The organism is Bremerella cremea, assembly GCF_039541315.1.
In the GTDB taxonomy this organism is placed as follows: Bacteria; Planctomycetota; Planctomycetia; order Pirellulales; family Pirellulaceae; genus Bremerella; species Bremerella cremea.
In genome coordinates, this window is record NZ_BAABFZ010000003.1 from 1 (window position 1) to 17,468 (window position 17,468).

16 protein-coding genes are annotated in these 17,468 nt (G+C 56.6%); 4 read left to right on the forward strand and 12 right to left on the reverse strand.

Annotated features, from left to right (window positions below; genetic code table 11):
* Positions 1 to 304: 304 nt before the first annotated feature.
* Positions 305 to 712 (forward strand): hypothetical protein, encoded by a 408-nt coding sequence (locus tag ABD890_RS02205; RefSeq protein ID WP_345085318.1) that lies wholly within the window; start codon positions 305 to 307, stop codon positions 710 to 712.
* A gap of 91 nt (positions 713 to 803) precedes the next feature.
* The gene (locus tag ABD890_RS02210) at positions 804 to 1,751 is read left to right on the forward strand and encodes a methyltransferase domain-containing protein (protein WP_345085321.1); all 948 of its coding nucleotides are present in this window, start codon (positions 804 to 806) and stop codon (positions 1,749 to 1,751) included.
* A gap of 19 nt (positions 1,752 to 1,770) precedes the next feature.
* On the opposite strand, the gene ABD890_RS02215 is transcribed toward ABD890_RS02210, so the two are convergent.
* The 5 genes from ABD890_RS02215 to ABD890_RS02235 all read right to left on the reverse strand — a co-directional run bounded on the left by ABD890_RS02215 (position 1,771) and on the right by ABD890_RS02235 (position 4,981).
* Positions 1,771 to 3,027: a hypothetical protein gene (locus ABD890_RS02215; RefSeq protein ID WP_345085324.1), complete on the reverse strand. Its 1,257-nt coding sequence runs from the start codon at positions 3,025 to 3,027 to the stop codon at positions 1,771 to 1,773.
* Positions 3,024 to 3,566 (reverse strand): RNA polymerase sigma factor, encoded by a 543-nt coding sequence (locus tag ABD890_RS02220; protein WP_345085327.1) that lies wholly within the window; start codon positions 3,564 to 3,566, stop codon positions 3,024 to 3,026. Before ABD890_RS02220 ends, ABD890_RS02215 begins: the two co-directional genes overlap by 4 nt.
* Positions 3,567 to 3,654: 88 nt before the next feature.
* Positions 3,655 to 3,927, reverse strand: coding sequence for a hypothetical protein (locus ABD890_RS02225; protein WP_345085330.1), 273 nt, complete (start codon positions 3,925 to 3,927; stop codon positions 3,655 to 3,657).
* 3 nt (positions 3,928 to 3,930) lie between these two features.
* Positions 3,931 to 4,341 (reverse strand): hypothetical protein, encoded by a 411-nt coding sequence (locus ABD890_RS02230; RefSeq protein WP_345085333.1) that lies wholly within the window; start codon positions 4,339 to 4,341, stop codon positions 3,931 to 3,933.
* 49 nt (positions 4,342 to 4,390) lie between these two features.
* A complete protein-coding gene (locus ABD890_RS02235) occupies positions 4,391 to 4,981 on the reverse strand; it encodes a Maf family protein (protein WP_345085336.1) in 591 nt (196 codons plus the stop codon).
* Between the two features lie 22 nt (positions 4,982 to 5,003).
* Here ABD890_RS02235 and ABD890_RS02240 point away from each other — a divergent pair, with 22 nt between their 5' ends.
* Both ABD890_RS02240 and ABD890_RS02245 read left to right on the forward strand, forming a co-directional pair.
* The gene (locus tag ABD890_RS02240; protein WP_345085339.1) at positions 5,004 to 5,669 is read left to right on the forward strand and encodes an RluA family pseudouridine synthase; all 666 of its coding nucleotides are present in this window, start codon (positions 5,004 to 5,006) and stop codon (positions 5,667 to 5,669) included.
* 226 nt (positions 5,670 to 5,895) lie between these two features.
* Positions 5,896 to 7,200, forward strand: a complete 1,305-nt coding sequence (locus ABD890_RS02245; protein ID WP_345085341.1) for a serine/threonine protein kinase — start codon at positions 5,896 to 5,898, stop codon at positions 7,198 to 7,200.
* Positions 7,201 to 7,216: 16 nt separating this feature from the next.
* Here ABD890_RS02245 and ABD890_RS02250 read toward each other — a convergent pair whose 3' ends face one another.
* The 7 genes from ABD890_RS02250 to ABD890_RS02280 all read right to left on the reverse strand — a co-directional run bounded on the left by ABD890_RS02250 (position 7,217) and on the right by ABD890_RS02280 (position 17,440).
* Entirely contained in the window at positions 7,217 to 8,707 is a 1,491-nt protein-coding gene (locus ABD890_RS02250) for a hypothetical protein (RefSeq protein WP_345085344.1), read from the reverse strand.
* Between the two features lie 80 nt (positions 8,708 to 8,787).
* Positions 8,788 to 11,133 (reverse strand): ABC transporter substrate-binding protein, encoded by a 2,346-nt coding sequence (locus ABD890_RS02255; protein ID WP_345085347.1) that lies wholly within the window; start codon positions 11,131 to 11,133, stop codon positions 8,788 to 8,790.
* Positions 11,130 to 14,543, reverse strand: coding sequence for an outer membrane protein assembly factor BamB family protein (locus tag ABD890_RS02260; RefSeq protein ID WP_345085350.1), 3,414 nt, complete (start codon positions 14,541 to 14,543; stop codon positions 11,130 to 11,132). Before ABD890_RS02260 ends, ABD890_RS02255 begins: the two co-directional genes overlap by 4 nt.
* A 62-nt stretch (positions 14,544 to 14,605) precedes the next feature.
* Complete coding sequence (locus ABD890_RS02265) at positions 14,606 to 15,316, reverse strand: ExbD/TolR family protein (protein WP_345085353.1); 711 nt, start codon at positions 15,314 to 15,316, stop codon at positions 14,606 to 14,608.
* The gene (locus ABD890_RS02270; protein ID WP_345085356.1) at positions 15,316 to 15,825 is read right to left on the reverse strand and encodes an ExbD/TolR family protein; all 510 of its coding nucleotides are present in this window, start codon (positions 15,823 to 15,825) and stop codon (positions 15,316 to 15,318) included. The genes ABD890_RS02265 and ABD890_RS02270 overlap by 1 nt, the downstream gene beginning before the upstream one ends.
* A gap of 18 nt (positions 15,826 to 15,843) precedes the next feature.
* On the reverse strand, positions 15,844 to 16,521 hold the full coding sequence (locus ABD890_RS02275; RefSeq protein WP_345085358.1) for a MotA/TolQ/ExbB proton channel family protein: 678 nt from the start codon (positions 16,519 to 16,521) through the stop codon (positions 15,844 to 15,846).
* A 28-nt stretch (positions 16,522 to 16,549) separates the two neighbouring features.
* Entirely contained in the window at positions 16,550 to 17,440 is an 891-nt protein-coding gene (locus ABD890_RS02280) for a hypothetical protein (RefSeq protein ID WP_345085361.1), read from the reverse strand.
* Positions 17,441 to 17,468 lie beyond the last annotated feature (28 nt).

The window sequence follows — 17,468 nt, forward strand, 5'->3', positions numbered from 1 at the left end:
CCAGTGCGAAAGTAGGTATCGCCGGATTCATTTACACTTCAAAGCCCCGTTCTAACGAACGGGGCTTTTTTGTTGCCCTGATGCGAAGTTCAAGGGTTTTGCTTAGCTCGAATCCCCCTCTGTGAAGTCGATTCAGAGCGGACGAATTGATTGCGTGTTGAATCGTTCCTCACATCTTCCTGCCCAGGGGTTTCTTCCGGTTCTTCGGGCCAGTACAACAGACAGAAATCGACCCCGATTCTGAATAGGGAATGTCGATGAGTGATCTGGAAGGTTTGCTGTTAACGCTTAAGGATTCGCATCCATGTTTTCGCCTCAACATCACCAGGCCCGATTCGGCGGCGCGCAGAAAGTTGTCCTGATTGTCTTGGCCGCAGTCGGCGGCTTGGCGTTGCTCGGATGTCTTTCGTGCGGCGGACTGGCTTGGTTCGGCTGGAGCGCTGGTATGGAAGCGATCGCGACCGAAGTGCGTTCCAAATATGGGGACAACCCAGCGATTCAGGAACACATCGGCGAAATCGAAGGCTTCAGCATGAACTTCACCAAGAGCCAGCAAGCTCGTGAAGAGTACGGTAATGATGACGTTCTTCTGTTCGACATCTCCGGTCCGAAGGGGAGTGGCGAACTGATCATCGAACGCCAACGAGGGACCAAAGGTTTCAGCGGGGCGATTCTGCGCACGGAAAACGGCGAGGAGTTCGATCTCGACTAAGCGAAAATACCCGCCTGGTCCTAGAATGCGACCTATCCTTGTGGCGATCTCTAGATCTTCATTGCCCCCGTCGCCCAAGGACTTGCCGAATATGGCCGCTACTCTCGATTGGCAGATCATTGCTTGCCCTAAATGCCATAGCAATATGGAGTTACGTGGCGAAATGGCAGTTTGCACGGGGGAAGATTGCCATACGCAGTTCCCAACAACCGAGGGTGTTCCGATCCTGGTCCGCGAAGACAATAGTATCTTCGACACCCAGCAATTCTTGCGAAAAGAAGACACCTTCTTCCGTTCGATCCCTAAATGGCGGGAATGGATCAGCCACAACATTCCGGATGTGTCGCTGAACGTCAACGCCGAGAAGAATGCCCGGAAGCTGCTTGATCTACTCAAACACCGCCCGGGAAAAGCGCGCGTTTTGGTGGTAGGCGGGGGTGTGATCGGTGCCGGACTCGGCGACGCGCTTCACGATGCCAACATTGAATGGGTCGAGACCGACGTTTCTTGGGGACCACAAACCCAAATCATCTGCGATGCCCACGACTTGCCATTTCATGATGGCTCGTTCGATGCGGTTATCGTTCAGGCAGTGCTTGAACATGTCGTCGATCCGCTTCGTTGCGTCAACGAAATTTATCGCGTGCTGAAAGATGACGGCGTAGTCTATGCCGACACCCCTTTCATTCAACAGGTCCATGGCCGGCAGTACGATTTCACCCGGTTCACCCGTTTGGGCCATCGCCGTCTGTTCCGCCATTTTGAAGAAATCGATAGCGGGATTAGCTGCGGACCTGGTGTCGCGTTGGCGTGGTCGCTGCGCTACTTTTTGCTGAGCTTCTTTTCTTCGCAGCGGATGCGAGGAATCGTCAGCTTCGGTTCGCGGATTTCGTTCTTCTGGCTGAAGTACTTCGACTACTACCTTGCCCGCAAAAAGCAGGCACTCGATGCCGCCTCGGCATTTTTCTTCTTGGGAAGAAAGAGCCCGATCATTTTATCCGATCGAGAACTACTCTCGGACTACCAAGGCGGCTTCTAAGCAAGCGGTCGGTTGCCAATTAAGGTCGAGCCAAAATAATCTGGGCGACCTTGTCTTCCAGCAAGATGAATCTGATTCTCTTCGCACCGTAGCTCAAATCCTGCACGACCGGATGCTGCGGCGAATTTTTGTGAGGTGCGTCAGGCTCGCCATACGCCGCGATGACTTGCTCGCGCGTCGAATCGATTCGAATTCCTTCTTCGGTTCGGCCAGGGAATGGGTTCTTTCGCAAGTTCGCCGCGTCGGCCGGGTTCGCAATGATCATCCCCAACTTGTCGGGCTCACGGCCGGTTAAAACCAATTGCATCCCCAGCGAAGGGTAGCAAAGGTAATCATTGAACAGAGTAAGCTCTGGTTCGCCAAATTCCGCGGCAATCTCTGCGCGGGTCGCTCCGAATTGAATTTTCCCAATACCTACCCCTGGCTTCAAAACCAGATCCTTTTCTTCCGCCACTTCGGAAGAGATCGGCGGGGCGAGCTGCTGGTCTCCTAACCTCTGATATTCCTCAGGAATCTTCATCGTTACGGTCGAAGCGTCGATCGGAGTATCAAACTTGATCTCGTCGAATACAAAGATCGTCTCCGGGTTGGTTTCTAAAACAACTTTTAATCGGACCGGCAATTCGGTCTCGGCATCGGACCAGACCTGTACTTTGGCCGGAACCTGGTCGTCAGGCTTCATTCCCCACAGAAACTTGCCTGACAAACCGGAAAAATGTTTTCCGGACGGCGTGACGTAGTCGTTGATTGGCTCGGTCCCTGCGTCCGCCAATTTTTGGATCAATGAAACGAAATCGGTCGAAACCATCGTGTTGCTGCCTGCCAGCTCGTAGGCAATTTTGTTGGCGTGATCGAGTTGGACTGCTTTGCCCGATCCCACTTCGCCAAATAATTCGCTACTGCCATCGGTTGAAATGAAACGCTGCTTTCCTTCGACCGAGGTCAAAAGGCCCTGGGCTTCGTCGGCATGAACGTTTGCCTGAAAAGTTTTCGTGGCGACGACCTTTTTCAATATGTCGGCCAAGGCAACTTTGGGGGCTTCGATCGATCGCCAAACCAAGAATCCCAACAACACCAACACGCTGGTAGCCAAGATGAAGCGAAAGATTCTTCGCTCTTCCTGCTGTTGCGATGTGGGGAAGGGAAGTTCGCTTCGATCATTTTCAATTTTTTCGAGTAATCCGATCGGTACCGAACTCACCGGAGCGTCCTTCATGGCCTGGGTTGCCTGCTCCAACAGGTCGTCATCAGGCTTCGATTCAATATCGTGATTCATGACACGCTCCTTTTCTGGGGGGCATATTCCGAAAGTTGTTCCCGCAACACGATTCGGGCCCGATGAAGCAGCACGCCCAGGTGATTGGCCGAGGTTTCCATCACTTCGGCCGCTTCTTGGTGAGAAAGTTCTTCGATCGCCGTCAGCACAAACGCGCTGGCTTGGTCGTCGGTCAATTTCGTAATCGCTTCCCGCAGGGCTTCTCGAAGTTCTTCCGCTTCTAACTGACGCCCTGGAAGCAAGCTTTTCGTCGCGATTACTTCGTCGGGATCGGCCAATTCGATACGGTTTCGTTCCCGAATCCTGCGGCGGACGAGATCGATCGCGCGGCTTGTGGCGATGCGTTTTAAGAGAGCTAACGCCGAACGAACCGATTTTTTTCGCTCGTGTTCGACGAATTCGAGAAATGTTTGCTGCAAACAATCGGCCGCGTCGTGGCCATCGTTTCCCAGAATTCGCACGATGACGCCCCACACCGCTTGGGCATGCTGCGTCACAATTGAATTCTCGGCGGTGATTGAAGGGGGTGGATCGTTCACGAATCAGGCTCCTTTCGACTCTGGTCGCCTGACTTTCGATTTCATTACAGACAAGTTTTCAATTTTCTTGAGACGCGACCGATCGGTTTTAGCCAGGTCCGACCGTTTGAAAGACATCGGAGACCCACCACTCGATGTATTCTTCCATGGGGCTCCAATGTCCCCACGCCAAAAGCGGATAATACAGATACATCGCGCCGTAGAAAAAATTCCAGCCGGTTGCTTCGCGAAGCCAAAACGCGATTCCCAAGACCGGGCCGACGCTTAGCACATAGAGAAGTGGCATGATTGCCACAGCTGCGGCGGCCCATCGCCACGATTCGTGAATCGTTACCGGCGAATTTCCTTCGGCCTGGCTCATTTTTCAGGTCTCACGCACCGCAGCCGCGGCAGACCAGGTCTCTTGCGGCGGAATCACAATCGGTCCGCGAAGATGTCGCAGGATGGTCATCATCAGCCCCATGCCGAACCAAACCAGCCAGCAACATGCGAGCGCCGGAAAGATTCCCCAACCGATGGCAAACACAATGCAGGGACTCATCGCCAGGCCGAGTAGAACAAGCCCAGTGGAAATTTGCGATTTGCGCGTCAGCGGTCGTTGCCAGTTTGCCGCAGGGGCATTTTCAATTCCGCCGCGAATGGCGAGGGCGACCACGGCGCCCCAGATAATTGCCAGACCGATCAATTCCCAATAGCCAGACAGTCCGAGAGAAACGAACACCACCGCATCGATTCCGCGAACCAGAAACGGTTGAGCCAGTTGGGTAATTTTCATGAGTCGACCTCCTGTGTGGGATCGATCCTCACGCGCCGCAGGGATCAAGTCAAACAGATTCGCCCATTTGAGTCAGCATCCGTGAAAGAAGTTCCATCGGCAAGCCAACGACATTCGACAAACTTCCTTCGTCGATTTGCACCCAGCCGGTCCGGTCTTGAATGCCGAAAGCGCCGGCCTTGCCTTCCCACAAGCCAGAATCGAGATACTCTTCAATCGCTTCGTCCGAAAGTGCTGCCATCTGGACGACGGTTTGATCGACGTCGACCAATACGTGGTTATCGGGACGTCGCCACAAACAAATGGCCGACCAAACATAATGATCTTCGCCGCGCAGCGTCTGCAAGATTTCGCGAGCATGGTTTCGATCGCGAGGTTTGCCCAGCGGTTGGCCGTTAAGTTCTGCCAACGTATCGCCTGCTAGAATAAGTCCCGACTCGACCCGGGCCGCAACGTCAGCTGCTTTTTCCTGAGCGATGCGTAAAACCGATTCCCGCGGTGATTCGTCTGCCCGAGGAGGCGTTTCAGCGTGGTCGTTCGGAACGATTACCGTAACATCGTAGCCTGCCTCCTTTAACAGGAGTTGTCGTCGAGGAGATTGGCTGGCCAAAATGAGAGAGCCTGCGAAGTTCGCCATCATCGATTCACCAGAAAGATCTGCGTTGCCTCCCTTAGAAGTCCTGTACGAAGATAACCACCTCATCGCGATTGCGAAACCAGCAGACCTGCCCACCATGGGGGTCAGCGATGGCGAAGAGAGCGCAGTCACCCAGGTCAAAGCTTACTTGAAGGAGAAGTATGACAAGCCTGGCAACGTGTTTTTAGGCGTTGTTAGCCGATTGGACCGGATGGTAACCGGCGTGTTGATTTTCGCGCGAACTTCGAAGGCAGCCAAGCGTCTCAGCGAACAATTCCGGGCTCGCTCGACCGAGAAGACCTATCGCGCGATTGTTTCCGGAACGGGAGTCGTCGAAACGGGAACCCTTCGCGATTGGATTCGTAAAGACGAAAAGAACCATCGCATGGTTGCCTCTCGAAATCAGGTTGGCGACGGGCAGAAAGCGGAACTCGAGATCGATTCAGTCGAAGAAGCCCAGCGCGGCTATTTGCTGAAAATCAAATTGATCACCGGGCGAAAACACCAGATTCGCGTGCAGCTGGCCAGCCGCCGCCTCCCTATATTAGGTGACCGAAAATATGGCAGTTCCGACCCGTTTCCGGAGGGAATTGCCCTGCATGCCGCCCAACTGGTCCTTCAACATCCGGTTACTCGACAAAACCTGACCATCAGCAGCCCGATTCCCAGTAGCTGGCGGAAGTTCCTGTGAAACCTATGCTTACGGGCTGCCGAATGACAACAATACGCAGGGGAATTTCGTATTTTGACGAAATTATGGCTAGCGAAGCCTCCCCTAAAACCACGCTCGAAAGCTAAAATAACAAAGCCTCAAGCCTCTTCAATCGATCCGAACGGTGCCCAGCTCTCAAACGAAGAAATTCCGAGATTCCGCGCTTGCCAGTGGCCTTGTGACTGCAAAGCAGCTCGAGGACGCCATGAAGACGCTGCGCGAAGGCTCGCTGAAGCACGAGTTCTCGGACGACGAACTTTCCGAGTTCATGGTGAACTCGAAGCTGCTCACCCAATATCAAGCCGATCAACTCTCGAAAGGCTTGAGCAAATTGACCCTTGGCCCATACGTCATCACCGACTGGATTGGTCAGGGGGGCATGGGTCAGGTGTTCAAAGCCGAACACAACTTCATGGGTCGCGAAGTCGCCATCAAGGTGCTTCCCCAACAGCGATCGACGCCGGAAGCGATCGGGCGGTTTCTCCGCGAGATTCGCATGCAGGCCCAGTTGGATCATGCCAACCTGGTGCGCGCTTACGACGCCGGTCAGGATGGTAACGTCCATTTTCTGGTGACCGAATATGTTCCCGGGACCGATCTTCGCCGGCTGGTACGTGCCAAAGGGCATTTAAACCAGCATCAGGCGGCCAGCATCGTTTCCCAGGCAGCTCGCGGTTTGGCATATGCCCATGAAAAGAAACTCATCCACCGGGACGTCAAACCAGGCAACATCCTGGTAACCCGGGACGGCACCTCGAAGGTCTCGGACCTGGGGCTGGCCGACTTCATGAATGACAACTCCGAGGAATCAAAGCTCGGCAAGATTGTCGGCACGATCGATTACCTCGCCCCCGAACAAATTCGAGATCCGCACGACGTTTCGGCCAAGTGGGACATCTACTCACTCGGCTGTACCTTCTATTACGCGTTGACCGGCAAGGTGCCTTTCCCGGGCGGCAATGTGAAAGATAAGGCACGGCGTCACTGCGAAGAGCCGCCGCTGCATCCGCATCGGTTCAATCCGAATATTGATCGCGAACTGGTCGAAATCATCGCCGAGATGATGGAGAAAGATCCGCTTCGCCGGATTGCGTCCGCCAGCGAAGTGGTTGCCCGGCTCGAGCCTTGGGCTTCCGATCATCGCGCGACCGACTTCACCGGCCAACCAATCAAGTCGGCCTGGCAGCCACCTCCGCCCGTTTATACCGGTGTCGAATCGGCTCGTCTAAACGATACGGAAGTTGGCTCGAACGTCTACGAATTGTCGGAATCTGGTTCGGAACAACCGAGTCAGTATTCACAGTCGACGGTTCAATCGTTGATGGCCGATCAAGACACGAAGACGATTCGCGATTCACGAAGATCGGGCACCATTCCGCCACCAATTCCGATCGTCACGCGGTATACCCGTCGCGAGAAGCAATTGATCATGGCGCTCGTATTTGGGCTGCCAGCCTCGGCCATCTTTGGGGCGATCGTCGCGTACGTCGCGACGATTATCAGCCAATAGCCGATCGCCACAGACCCTAGGGCTGCGACGCGTTCTTTTTCGCGGCTTCCAAATCGCGGGCCAGCTTGCCTTCGACCAGCAGCGATTTGTCTTGAGCAACCAGACGTTGTCCTTTCTCGAACAACTGATCGATTCGCCGCTTGATCGTCGGATCGAGCTTGTTGTCTTTCAGGAATTGCCCCTTGGCGGTTCGCAGATCGAAGGCCAACTCGTTGACCGTGCGGCCTGACCGCAGTGCGGCCAGCCAGCGTTCCGCTTCTTCGATTTCGCCTTCTTCAATCTTACGTTCGACGCGCTGCGACAGAATCTGCCGGCGAGCCATGGTATCGATCAGCTGATCACGCCAACCTTCGACAAAACCTTCCGCCAACAACCGCGGACCATCGTTGGTGATCCGGGCAGTGGTCGACTGCTCGAAGCCTGGTACGACCGGCAAACGAGCCAGCAGATTGCCACCGCTACGAACGTACAGCAAACGTACGCTGTTCTTCGGGTCGTTCGGAATAACCACTTTGCCGTTGGCATCCGAGGCCCCCACCAGTTCCGGGCCATCCGCGTTCTTGGCGTAGATTTCGTATCCGGCGAGCGGTGTGTCTTCGGAAGTCTTGTCGACCAGCTTTAGCGTCGTCGAGTCGAACAGCGGCCGGATGCCAATCGCCAGACGCTGCGTTCGCACGTTGCGTCGACCTGGCATCGCCTGGCTGTAGCCCGACACCATCGAGCCCTTCAGTTGCAGGCCATCGTTTTCTTCGCAGCGGATGTAAGTCCACGGCATGAACACGATGCCGTTGGCAACCAGGTTTCCCTGGCGATCGTTACGCCGCAGCACCGGCTGCAACGCTTCGCCAGGACCAACCAGCCCAGGCACCGTTTCGGGAAGTGGACTTTCCGAGGGAGCCGCCGCGGGCAACGCGTCCCAATCAACCTCAGTATCTTCCGCAGGTGGAATTTGCCCAACCGCTTCGCTCCAGCGCTGCGTTCGGCTGATTGCCTCTTCTTCGACCAACGTTGCCCCGCGAGCGGTCAGCGTGATGTTCGATTTCTGCACTTCGTTGACCCGAGCCAACGGAGCGAACTTCGCATAGCTCAAACGCAGTATCGCAGAGGAAACCAATTCTCGCTGTTGAACCGCTGCCTCGTGCACAGCACCAAACGACTGGGTCAGGCTATCGAACTCGCGAAAGCGAATCTTCCAGTCACCATCCCGTTCCAGCGAAATCAGATGCACCCGATCACACTGGTAAGGCTCGATTCCCAGTTCTTTCAGTTGTTCAGCAAACCGAGCCGGATCGGCCGATTCGCTCATCCAGCGGCTCAAGGGGAGGGGAGCCAACTCGTAGCTGGTCCGCATCACGGCGCCGCTGGTGGCATAGCCTTGCTGCTGTAGTCGATCCCCCAGTCGCGTGACGAAGCCATCGTCGACGTGGCACGACGCGTCCGGTTCGATCCAGACCTGGGTTCGATACGGATCGATCTCCCACGGAAGCTGATCCGCCCCGACTGCCATGCTCGTTCCACACAGCAGTAGCACGCATGCCCACGCGCAAGGAACTCGAGTTTTCAACGGTGCGTTCATAGTGGGAAACTTCAATTCTTCACCACGTCCAGTGCAGGGGCGACATCCCAGCGTTCGACCTGCTGGAACAGACTGATGGGTTGATAACCAACGCCCCCCAGCGAACGCCGGTAGACGAAGTAATCTTGCGTTTGAAACAGCGGCAGGATCAACAAGTCGTCGTGAGCCAATCGATGCAACGACCAGAACCGCTCGCGAACTTCCTGCCAGCTCTGCGATTCGCCCAGTTGGCGAAGTGCTAGTTGGAAGTATTGTCGCTGATGCACCAGCGGCACGTATTGATCGAACATCCGCGGCACATCGATCAGTGGCTCGGCGATTTGAATTTCGGCATACAGCAGATCGACGCCTGCTTCGGCTGGGCTGGTGATTTCAGGGCTCACCACCTTCAGTTCGCACGGCAAACCGATCCGTTTCAGGTACTGGGCAATCGACAAACAGGTTTGACTCGAAATCTCGGAGTTCGGATGGCCGATCACCAGTTTGTCGAGCGGAATCAACGCTTGTTTCAATTCTTCCGCTTGCTTTCGCATCTCGCCCGCAGCAATTGCCCGCAAGGCGATGCTCATCTGCGGTGCGTATTCGCGAGGTTCGATCGATGGATCGTAGCCGTACGCGACCGGATCTTCCAGATTCATCCCGACTGGAATCGGAGCACTCACCACGGCACACCCTTCCAGATCTTCGCCGGCCAGCAAACGCGAATGCAGGATGTCTTGCCGATTGATTCCATACAGCACCCCACGGCGGAAGTCGCGATTCTGCAGGTAAGGGTTATCGAGGTTCGGCACCAGAATATGCATCGTTGGTGCTCGGTAGTGATCAACCACCAGGTCATCCGGTGTTTCCACCAGTAAACGTTTGGCCGTCGCCGGGTCGAGACGGTCGACCATGTGGACTTCCCCGGCATTGAGCGCCGACATGGCTTCAGCCGACGAGGCAAACGGCAGCATCTGAATTTCGCTGGGCGGCAACTTGGCGGACGCTTTGAAGTCCTCGGCCGGCACGAACGCATGGCCTTCATCCTGGAAGGTTGCTTCGCGGAATGGTCCGTTCTGCGGCACCGGGAACTTCGAGACATCTCCCTTGCGGGGCACAAACCCGAACAACGCTTCCGGACGAACATGCGGTAGACGCAATCGCAAATCAACCTGGCGAACCTCACGCACGGCAAGGTCTTCAATCAAAGGAGTCAATCGCGCAACGATCGGGTCGTTTTGCGAAGCCGGATCTTGCAGTTGTCGCGAAAGATCGAAACCAGTGACCGGCGTCAACCGATCACGTACGACCACCGTCATCTCGAAACGATCGGTCGGCCGCAGCATGGTCCCGAACGGTGAAATGTATTCGCCACCTTCCGGACCGTAGCCGACGATCTCGGAAAGATCGCGATAGATCAGCCGCTTGTTACGGCGACCGCTGAGCGTCAGCGTCGAGTGCGGCGGATTCGCTTCCCCTGGGGCAAGCGTGGCGATTCGGACTTGCGGATAACGACGGATCAGTTCATTGAGTTGCTCTTTGCCCGACGGAATATCGGGATCGATCGAAAGCGCCATTTCAGTCGCCCTCAAGGCCGAGCGGTAATCCTTCTGCTGGATCTGCTGGCGAGCGATCTTCATTTCGGATTCGGCCCGCTGAGCGATTTCGGCCCGCCACTTGTTGATACTTTCCTCGAACGCCTGACCGTAAAGTTTCTCGAACCGGCCGATCAATTGCCGCGCCGATTCCCAGTTCTCGGCATCGATCTGCCCCTGAACGAGGCGCTGGCCGACGCTTTGAATCGACGTGTCGAGATTCCGTCGGTTGGGATACTTCCGGCGAGCTTCCTCCAGCATACCGAGCGCTTCATCAAGCGCGCCAGACTGGAACCGCTCGAGCGCATTCTGCACAAGTAACTCTTCCAGAATCGCGTCGATCCCCGGATAGTTGGCGTATTCGTTCTTCAGCCGCTGCAAGTAGCGGAAGCTAAGGTCGAAGTTCTTTGCCTGAAGTTGCGATCGTGCTTCGTCGAGCAGCAACTGCGGGAACTGCTGATAACGCTTGACGTTTCGCCAAGAGATCGCGAACTGACGGCCGGGAACATCGACCAATTCGATCGTCAGGTTGCCGGTCGGCGTTCCGCTTGGTGGACGTCCGCCAGGAAAGACCTGCGGCTTGATCCGCACTGGCTTGCCATCTTTGGCCGTGTCGACCAGCACCAGATCGTACGGCTGGCGTTCGAGCAGCGGCTTGGTCATTTCGACCGGAATTTTTTCTTCTTCCGGTTTCTCTTCCTGAGCGAAGACCGTGCTAGGCCCCAGCAGCCCTAGCAGAGCCAGCCAGGTGAGAACGCGTGTTAGTTCGTAAAACGACTTCACTGGATCAGGTCCTCCACTGGAATGCCGTGAAGGGTTCCGTCGTAACCGTGTGCCCACAGCTCGCCGTTGAAGTACGAAATGCCTTCGCCCAGCGGTTCGCCGATATCGAACTGCGAGGTGGGTTGACCCGTTTCCGCGTCGATCAACCAGAGCTCTCCCTGGCTGAACGAAACGGCCAGCATATTGCCGACCATGATCGGTGTGCTGGCGATCGTGCGACCTTCCAGCGGACATTTCCAAGCGACCGAGAAGTCGTCTCGGATCGCGACCAGGCCATCTTCCGAGGTCGCACAGTAGACGCGGCCGTCGGCGGCATGGGGTGCCCAGACAACGTCGCCAGCGATGGCGATCGGCTCTTGTTCGGCGAGTTCTGGTAATTGGAACAATCGCAGATACTCTTGGCCATCTTTCGCACCGACGCCTACCAGCATCAGCCCAGCGGCGGCGATCGGGCCGCTCATCGGTTCTTCCAGTTCGATCTGATCGAGCGCGGTCAGGTAAGGCTCAGGGCTCGTTTCGACTCCAAGGCGGAACATTCTTGCTTTGCCGTCACTCAGCACGACCGAAGGAACCGACCCGGCAACATTCGCGGGCGAAGACCATTGAATGAGTTCGCCAAACTCCAGCTTTGGCTGAAACGGCTGCACGTCGGCAGCACCGGTCTTTGGATCCACCACCATGATCTGGCCCATTTTCGTGGGCACCAGAACTTGTTGATTCCAAACTGAAGGGACGGTGGCTCGCGGCGTGACCGGGATCTCCCAGCTCACAATTCGCGAGATCACTTTGCCACCACCCATGCCGATGGTCAAAGCTCGGTTCTGGCCATCGGGCGGATAGAAGACGTGCGTCGTGTCGTCGACTTTATCGCCGGAGGCAAACTGATAGTTCTGCGTCGTAACGTCCAGCTTCAGCTCAGGATTATCGAGGATCTCGATCGAGCCGAGCTTTCCTTTCGGCAGCGGGAAAACACTTCCACGGGTCGTGACGACCAGCGGCGTCGGGGCTCCCTTCAGCTCGAAGGCTTTGCCAGCGGTTGGGGCGCCGACGGTTGTCTTCCAGATCTTATCGAGCCGGTTGCCTCCGATCCGTTGAGCCTGCACGACGAAGCCATCGGCGTCGGGGTTACGACGCGCCGAGATAATCTGATCGCCACGAATCAGCGGCGGGGCGACGAACGTGTCGCCGTCGTGATCGACCATCTTTCGCACGACCGAACCTCGCGAGAGCTGCATCACGTAGCGGGTCATGCGGCGACCGCACACCCACAACATGCCTCGATCGACCGCAGCGAAACCGATGATCGGTTCCGAGCTGTCCGACTTCGTGGCCGCAACCAATCGAGCCGGAACTTCCTTGGCGGCGGTGTTCACTTCGTATACCAGCACTTCGCCGCGATCGTTGGTGGCAATCAATCGCGAATCGGAGATGATTGGCGGAACGAGAATCTGTCCCGACTGGCGAACGACATCTTGCACCAGTGTCGCCTCGCCACCGGCGGCGTTCACGTTGAAGACATGCACAAAGCTGTATTCCAGACCGGCGTTCTCGAACAGAAACAGATGCCGCAGCGTGCCGGTTGGCTCGACGGGAATTGCCCCTGTTTCGTGACCAATCGGCACCACTTCGGTGCAGCTCAAATCGTCAGGCGAAAGGACGAACAAGTTCGAGTGTTCCGCCACGGCAAACACGGCGCTGACATCGGCCAGCATCCCCAGTGGAGCCGAAACCTTTTGTGGCAACTGAACTGCCTTCATCACTTCGCCGGTCTCTTTCGAGAGCTTCCAGACCTTACCGTCCGCTTCGACCGCCAGCAAAGCGTTTTCGAACACCTTTGGGCGGAAGAGCGTGCTGGCGAACTCTTGCCGCCAAGCCACTTTGCCGGTGCGAGCGTTGATCGCCACGAGCTGCCCTTCGGCAGCATCAATCAAAGCGACCATCGGTTGACCGTCGTCGGCCACCCACGAAACGGCTTGAGCATTTTCGGCCATGCCTACGTAACGCCGCCACAGCATGCGTCCCGAATCGAGTTCGATGGCATAAGCCGCACCATCGAGACGGAAGGTAACCACTTCCGAGTCTTCCGAGGCAGGCAGCATCGGCTCTCGTTGAACGTAGGTGACCTGAGCCAACGGATTGGCCATGTCGGCGTCGCCGGCGATGGCCATTGGGAAAGTTTCGATTGGCTTGACCTGATCTGCCAGCGTCATGGCCGCTTTTGACACCGCTGCGACCAAACCTTCGTCGGTTCGCAGGGCAGGGTACGAATCGAGCAACGTTCGGCGAAGTTGATACACTTCCTGGAACTTGCCACTGGCCGTGTTGGCTTCAATCTGCGTCAGAGCTTCATTGCGGGCCCGGTCGCGATCGACATCGCGGCGGACACGCACCAGGTTCATGGCGATCGTCTCAATCTTCTGCTGCTGCGTCTCACGCATCGAGGTCGGCATGTAAACCGGATCGTTAACCAACGCCATCGCTTCGTCCGCCAGGTTGGCCAGACGTTCTTTTTCGTCGACGGCGCCACTCTTCTGAGCGTTCTCGGCCAAGCCGGTGGCAATCTCCGGCAAGATCGAAGCCAACTCAGGTCGCGCTTCCTCAAATGCTGGAAGCTGATTAATTTCCGGCAACACGGTTTGCGTTGTAGTCAGGGCCGATTCCCAATTGCTGCCACCTTCCACTGCATTCCAGAGGGCTGCCATACCGAGGCGAACTTCCGCCAGCGGAGCACTGGGGTGGTCGGGGAAGCGTTTGATGAACTTGTCGTACTCGGCGGCGGCTTGCACGTACGAGCCACCGCGGTAGCTCTTCTCGGCGGCCTGGAACATTTCGTCGCCGCTATCGAATGCCAGCCAGAAGTAAAGCAGGGCACCGACGAGCAGCATCAAGATCAAGCTGCTTCCACCGATCAGCAGCAGTGGCGAATCCCACGGATTGGCTCGGCTGGTCTTCTTTTTGTGACCCTTCTTTTTCTTGTCTTCCGGTTCGCCGTCACCTTTTTCGCCAAAAGGATCGTCTTCCGAGGCTGCTTCGTCGGCACCACCCAGGCCAAACGGATCGCCTCCCAAGCCACCTTCCGAAGTCGGAAAGTCATCGAGCGCGACCATGTCGTCGGCACCGATCTCGGCGATCTCATCTTCCACCGGATCGGCAGAAACCCATTTCTCTTGAGCACGTCGACGAGCATCGCTGACTGGTAGCGAGTCGGCGGTCACCCCCGAGCGGGCTTCGGCCAGCAGCTTTTTGGCCTGATACTTGGTCAGCCGCTGCTTCTCGAGCAGAAACCGCACCAACTCCTCGATCGACATGTCGAGAGTGCCCGTGCTGAGCTGACGACGAATGGAGGCAATTTGATTGTCCGCCATGTAGTCGTGGGCTTCGATCAGATCGATAAAGTCCGAAATGTTCATCGTTGCTTTTGATTTCTTTGCTAGTGAACGAATCTGGTGAGGAGCAGGATGCTAGGCAGACGTCATATGTCTTCCTCGGTCGATGTCAGCCGAATCGAGTCGACGCCGGCGTCAGCACCAGCATCAAGGGCGGCGACGACCTTTTCGTGCAAAGCCTCGACATGAGCGATAACCAGCAGCGTCCGCGGTGGCTGTGCTGGGTTAGATGCGCGAGCTTCGCGAATCTGGCGATACATTTCCTGCTCGCTCGGTGCTTCGCGTTCCTGATCCCACCCCGCACAACTGACGAAGTAGGTATTGAAGGAATCGATCCGCACTGTGATGGTATCGGGATCGTCTTCGGGATCTTCTTGTTCCTGGGCGGCCGCGCTGGGTGCGTTGTCTTTGGGAGCCGGAACTTCCATCGACTTCTGCATCTGAAACGAAGCGGTCACCATGAAAAAGATCAGCAACAGGAACGTCACGTCGACCATCGGCGTCAGGTCGAGCTCGCCATCCTGGCCTGCGCGTTCCTTCTTGAAGGCAACCGGCTGTTCTTGGGCGACCACATTTTCCATCTCGCGTGGCTTTGGCTTGGGGGCCACCACCACGTCTTCGGTGGTCAGTTCCATCAACTCTTCCTGGTTGTGCTCATCGCTCAACCGGGCAGGCTTGGGAACTTCCAGACGGGTATCGCAGTTCGAGCAATACGTCGTGCCGCCCACCATATCGACGCTTGCCGAAAGCAAGTCGCCGCACGCCGGGCATCGAAATCGAAAGACGCCGTTGCTCATTATTTGTCTTGAACCCCCAGGTAAAGGCGTTCGATCGTGTCGACCAGCCCTCCGCGCGAAGCGGCCAACGCAATGCGTTCGACTTCGCCATAGGTCACCTTGCCATCCGCCTTGATCAGCAAGTGTCGCTTGGGAACACCACTTTCGATGGTGCCGGCGAACGATCGCTCGATGTAGTCGGCGATCAGTTCTTCTTGCCGGTTCAAGTCGGCACCGTCGGCCATGGTTTCGGCCGTGATGCCATCTCCCAGGTAAACCGTCGCACGACCATTGCTTCCGCTTGGCGTCAACGTGATGACCGCCGAATCGAGCGACGAGACCGTGGTCCCATTCTTCGCTTCAGGCATCTGGGCGGCCGTTTGCTGCTGCAGGTTCGACGTGACGATGAAGAAGATCAGCAGAAGAAACGTGATATCGATCATCGGGGTGATGTCGAGATCGCCTTCTTCCGGCTTCCGGCGAGCCGGCATGATCTCGCCTTCTTCCAGTTCGACCAGTTCGTTCGACATGGCTCTGTTCCTCTGAGATTACTCGGAGATGACCCCGACCTCTTCAAGTTCGTGCATCGTTTCGGTGGCGATCGCTTCACGAAGCGAACCCATGAACCGAGTAAGGCCGACAGCAACCAGGTCTTCCATCTTGCGAATGCGGATGTTGATGCTGTTCAACGCGAACGTCAGAGGAATCGCGATCACCAGACCAAGGGCGGTGGTGATCAGCGCGAGACTGATGTCGTTCGCCATCGCACCGGCATCGACTTTGTCGGCGGTGGCCAGCTTGGCGAACGCACCCATCATACCGGTCACCGTACCGAGCAGACCGACCATCGGAGCACCTTTGATGACCGTGTTGATCCAACTGATGCGATGGTCGAGGTCGGCCAGCACATCCCGTTGGAAACGCTCGACCACCAACTGCTTGACCTGCGAGTAACCGATCTCGCGGTTCTCGATGGCCAGGTAAGCCAACTGGGGCAGGGCACGCGGATCGGATTCGCAAAGCTCGGAAGCTTCTTCGAAGTCGCCACGCTCCAACGGCTCTTCCACCGCTTCGAGAAAGGCATCTTGCTGGGCTTCGCTACGAAACCGCTTCTGAGCGACGCGAGCCCAAACCATGGTCACGCAATAGATGCCCCAGAGAGCAACAAGAGCCAACGCCCCGTACATCGACGTGGCGAAAATGTTTGTAAGTCCGGAAATGTCCATATCTGGTTACCGCTGAATTCGCTTTGGGCTATCTCGGTTGACGATACATCTGACGAATGACAAAAAACTCGTATCCGCCCGAAGCGGGCTTGATGCCGAAGACTGTCTTTTGAATCGTGGTGAGGGGACGCTCCCCCATATATTGCTGCTCGATGTAAGCGAGCAGGTTTTCGGTGTCGGGTGGGTAGAACTGCATCGGAATGCGACCACGCGTGTCGACTCCGGCTCGCTTTAGAAGTTCGAGGTCGGCTTCTCGCAAAGAACCTGACTGCCACGTGAAGTAAAGTCGGTCCTCTTCCTTGCCAGATGCGGTTCGACGTGTCGGTCCACCGGCAGAAAACTTCGACGCATAGTCGATCGTCTGCTGACCACCGCCTGCCATGCCAAGCTCGATCTTGAAATGGTCGAGCTGCTTGGCGTAGTTGTTGATGTCGGAACCCGAGAACTCGATCTGCCAGCGTTCCCAGCGAGGCACGACGTCAGGGCCGTTGCCTTCAGGACCGAGCGGACGACTATCCCCTTGGCCGGTACCACTGTCGGTCGAAACGGCTGCGCCGTCGACGTTCTCCAAGGCAGCCTCTTGCGAGGTAACCGCATCGGTCACCGCTTCGTAGCTGGCTTCGATCTGCGGTTCGAGAACTTCTTCCAACTCTTCAAGGCCTGGCGGTTCCAGATCTTGAGCCACGCCCATCGCATGGTCTCCGCGGCCTGGGGCGGGTTCAATGATCACTGGGATCGAAACGTTGGTTTCCCAGTTTCGTGTCGTGAGGTAGATGACAAACAGCACCCCCACGCCGGTCCCCACCATTAACAGCAAGGTGACCAACAGGCCTGAGACCTGGTCGTAAGCTGAAACCCGAGCCAGGTCTTTGTGGGCTGGCTTATGTTTTTTCTTTTTGTCGGAGGCGATCGATGCCATGAGCGGAGAAAAGGCTTTCTGGGAAAAG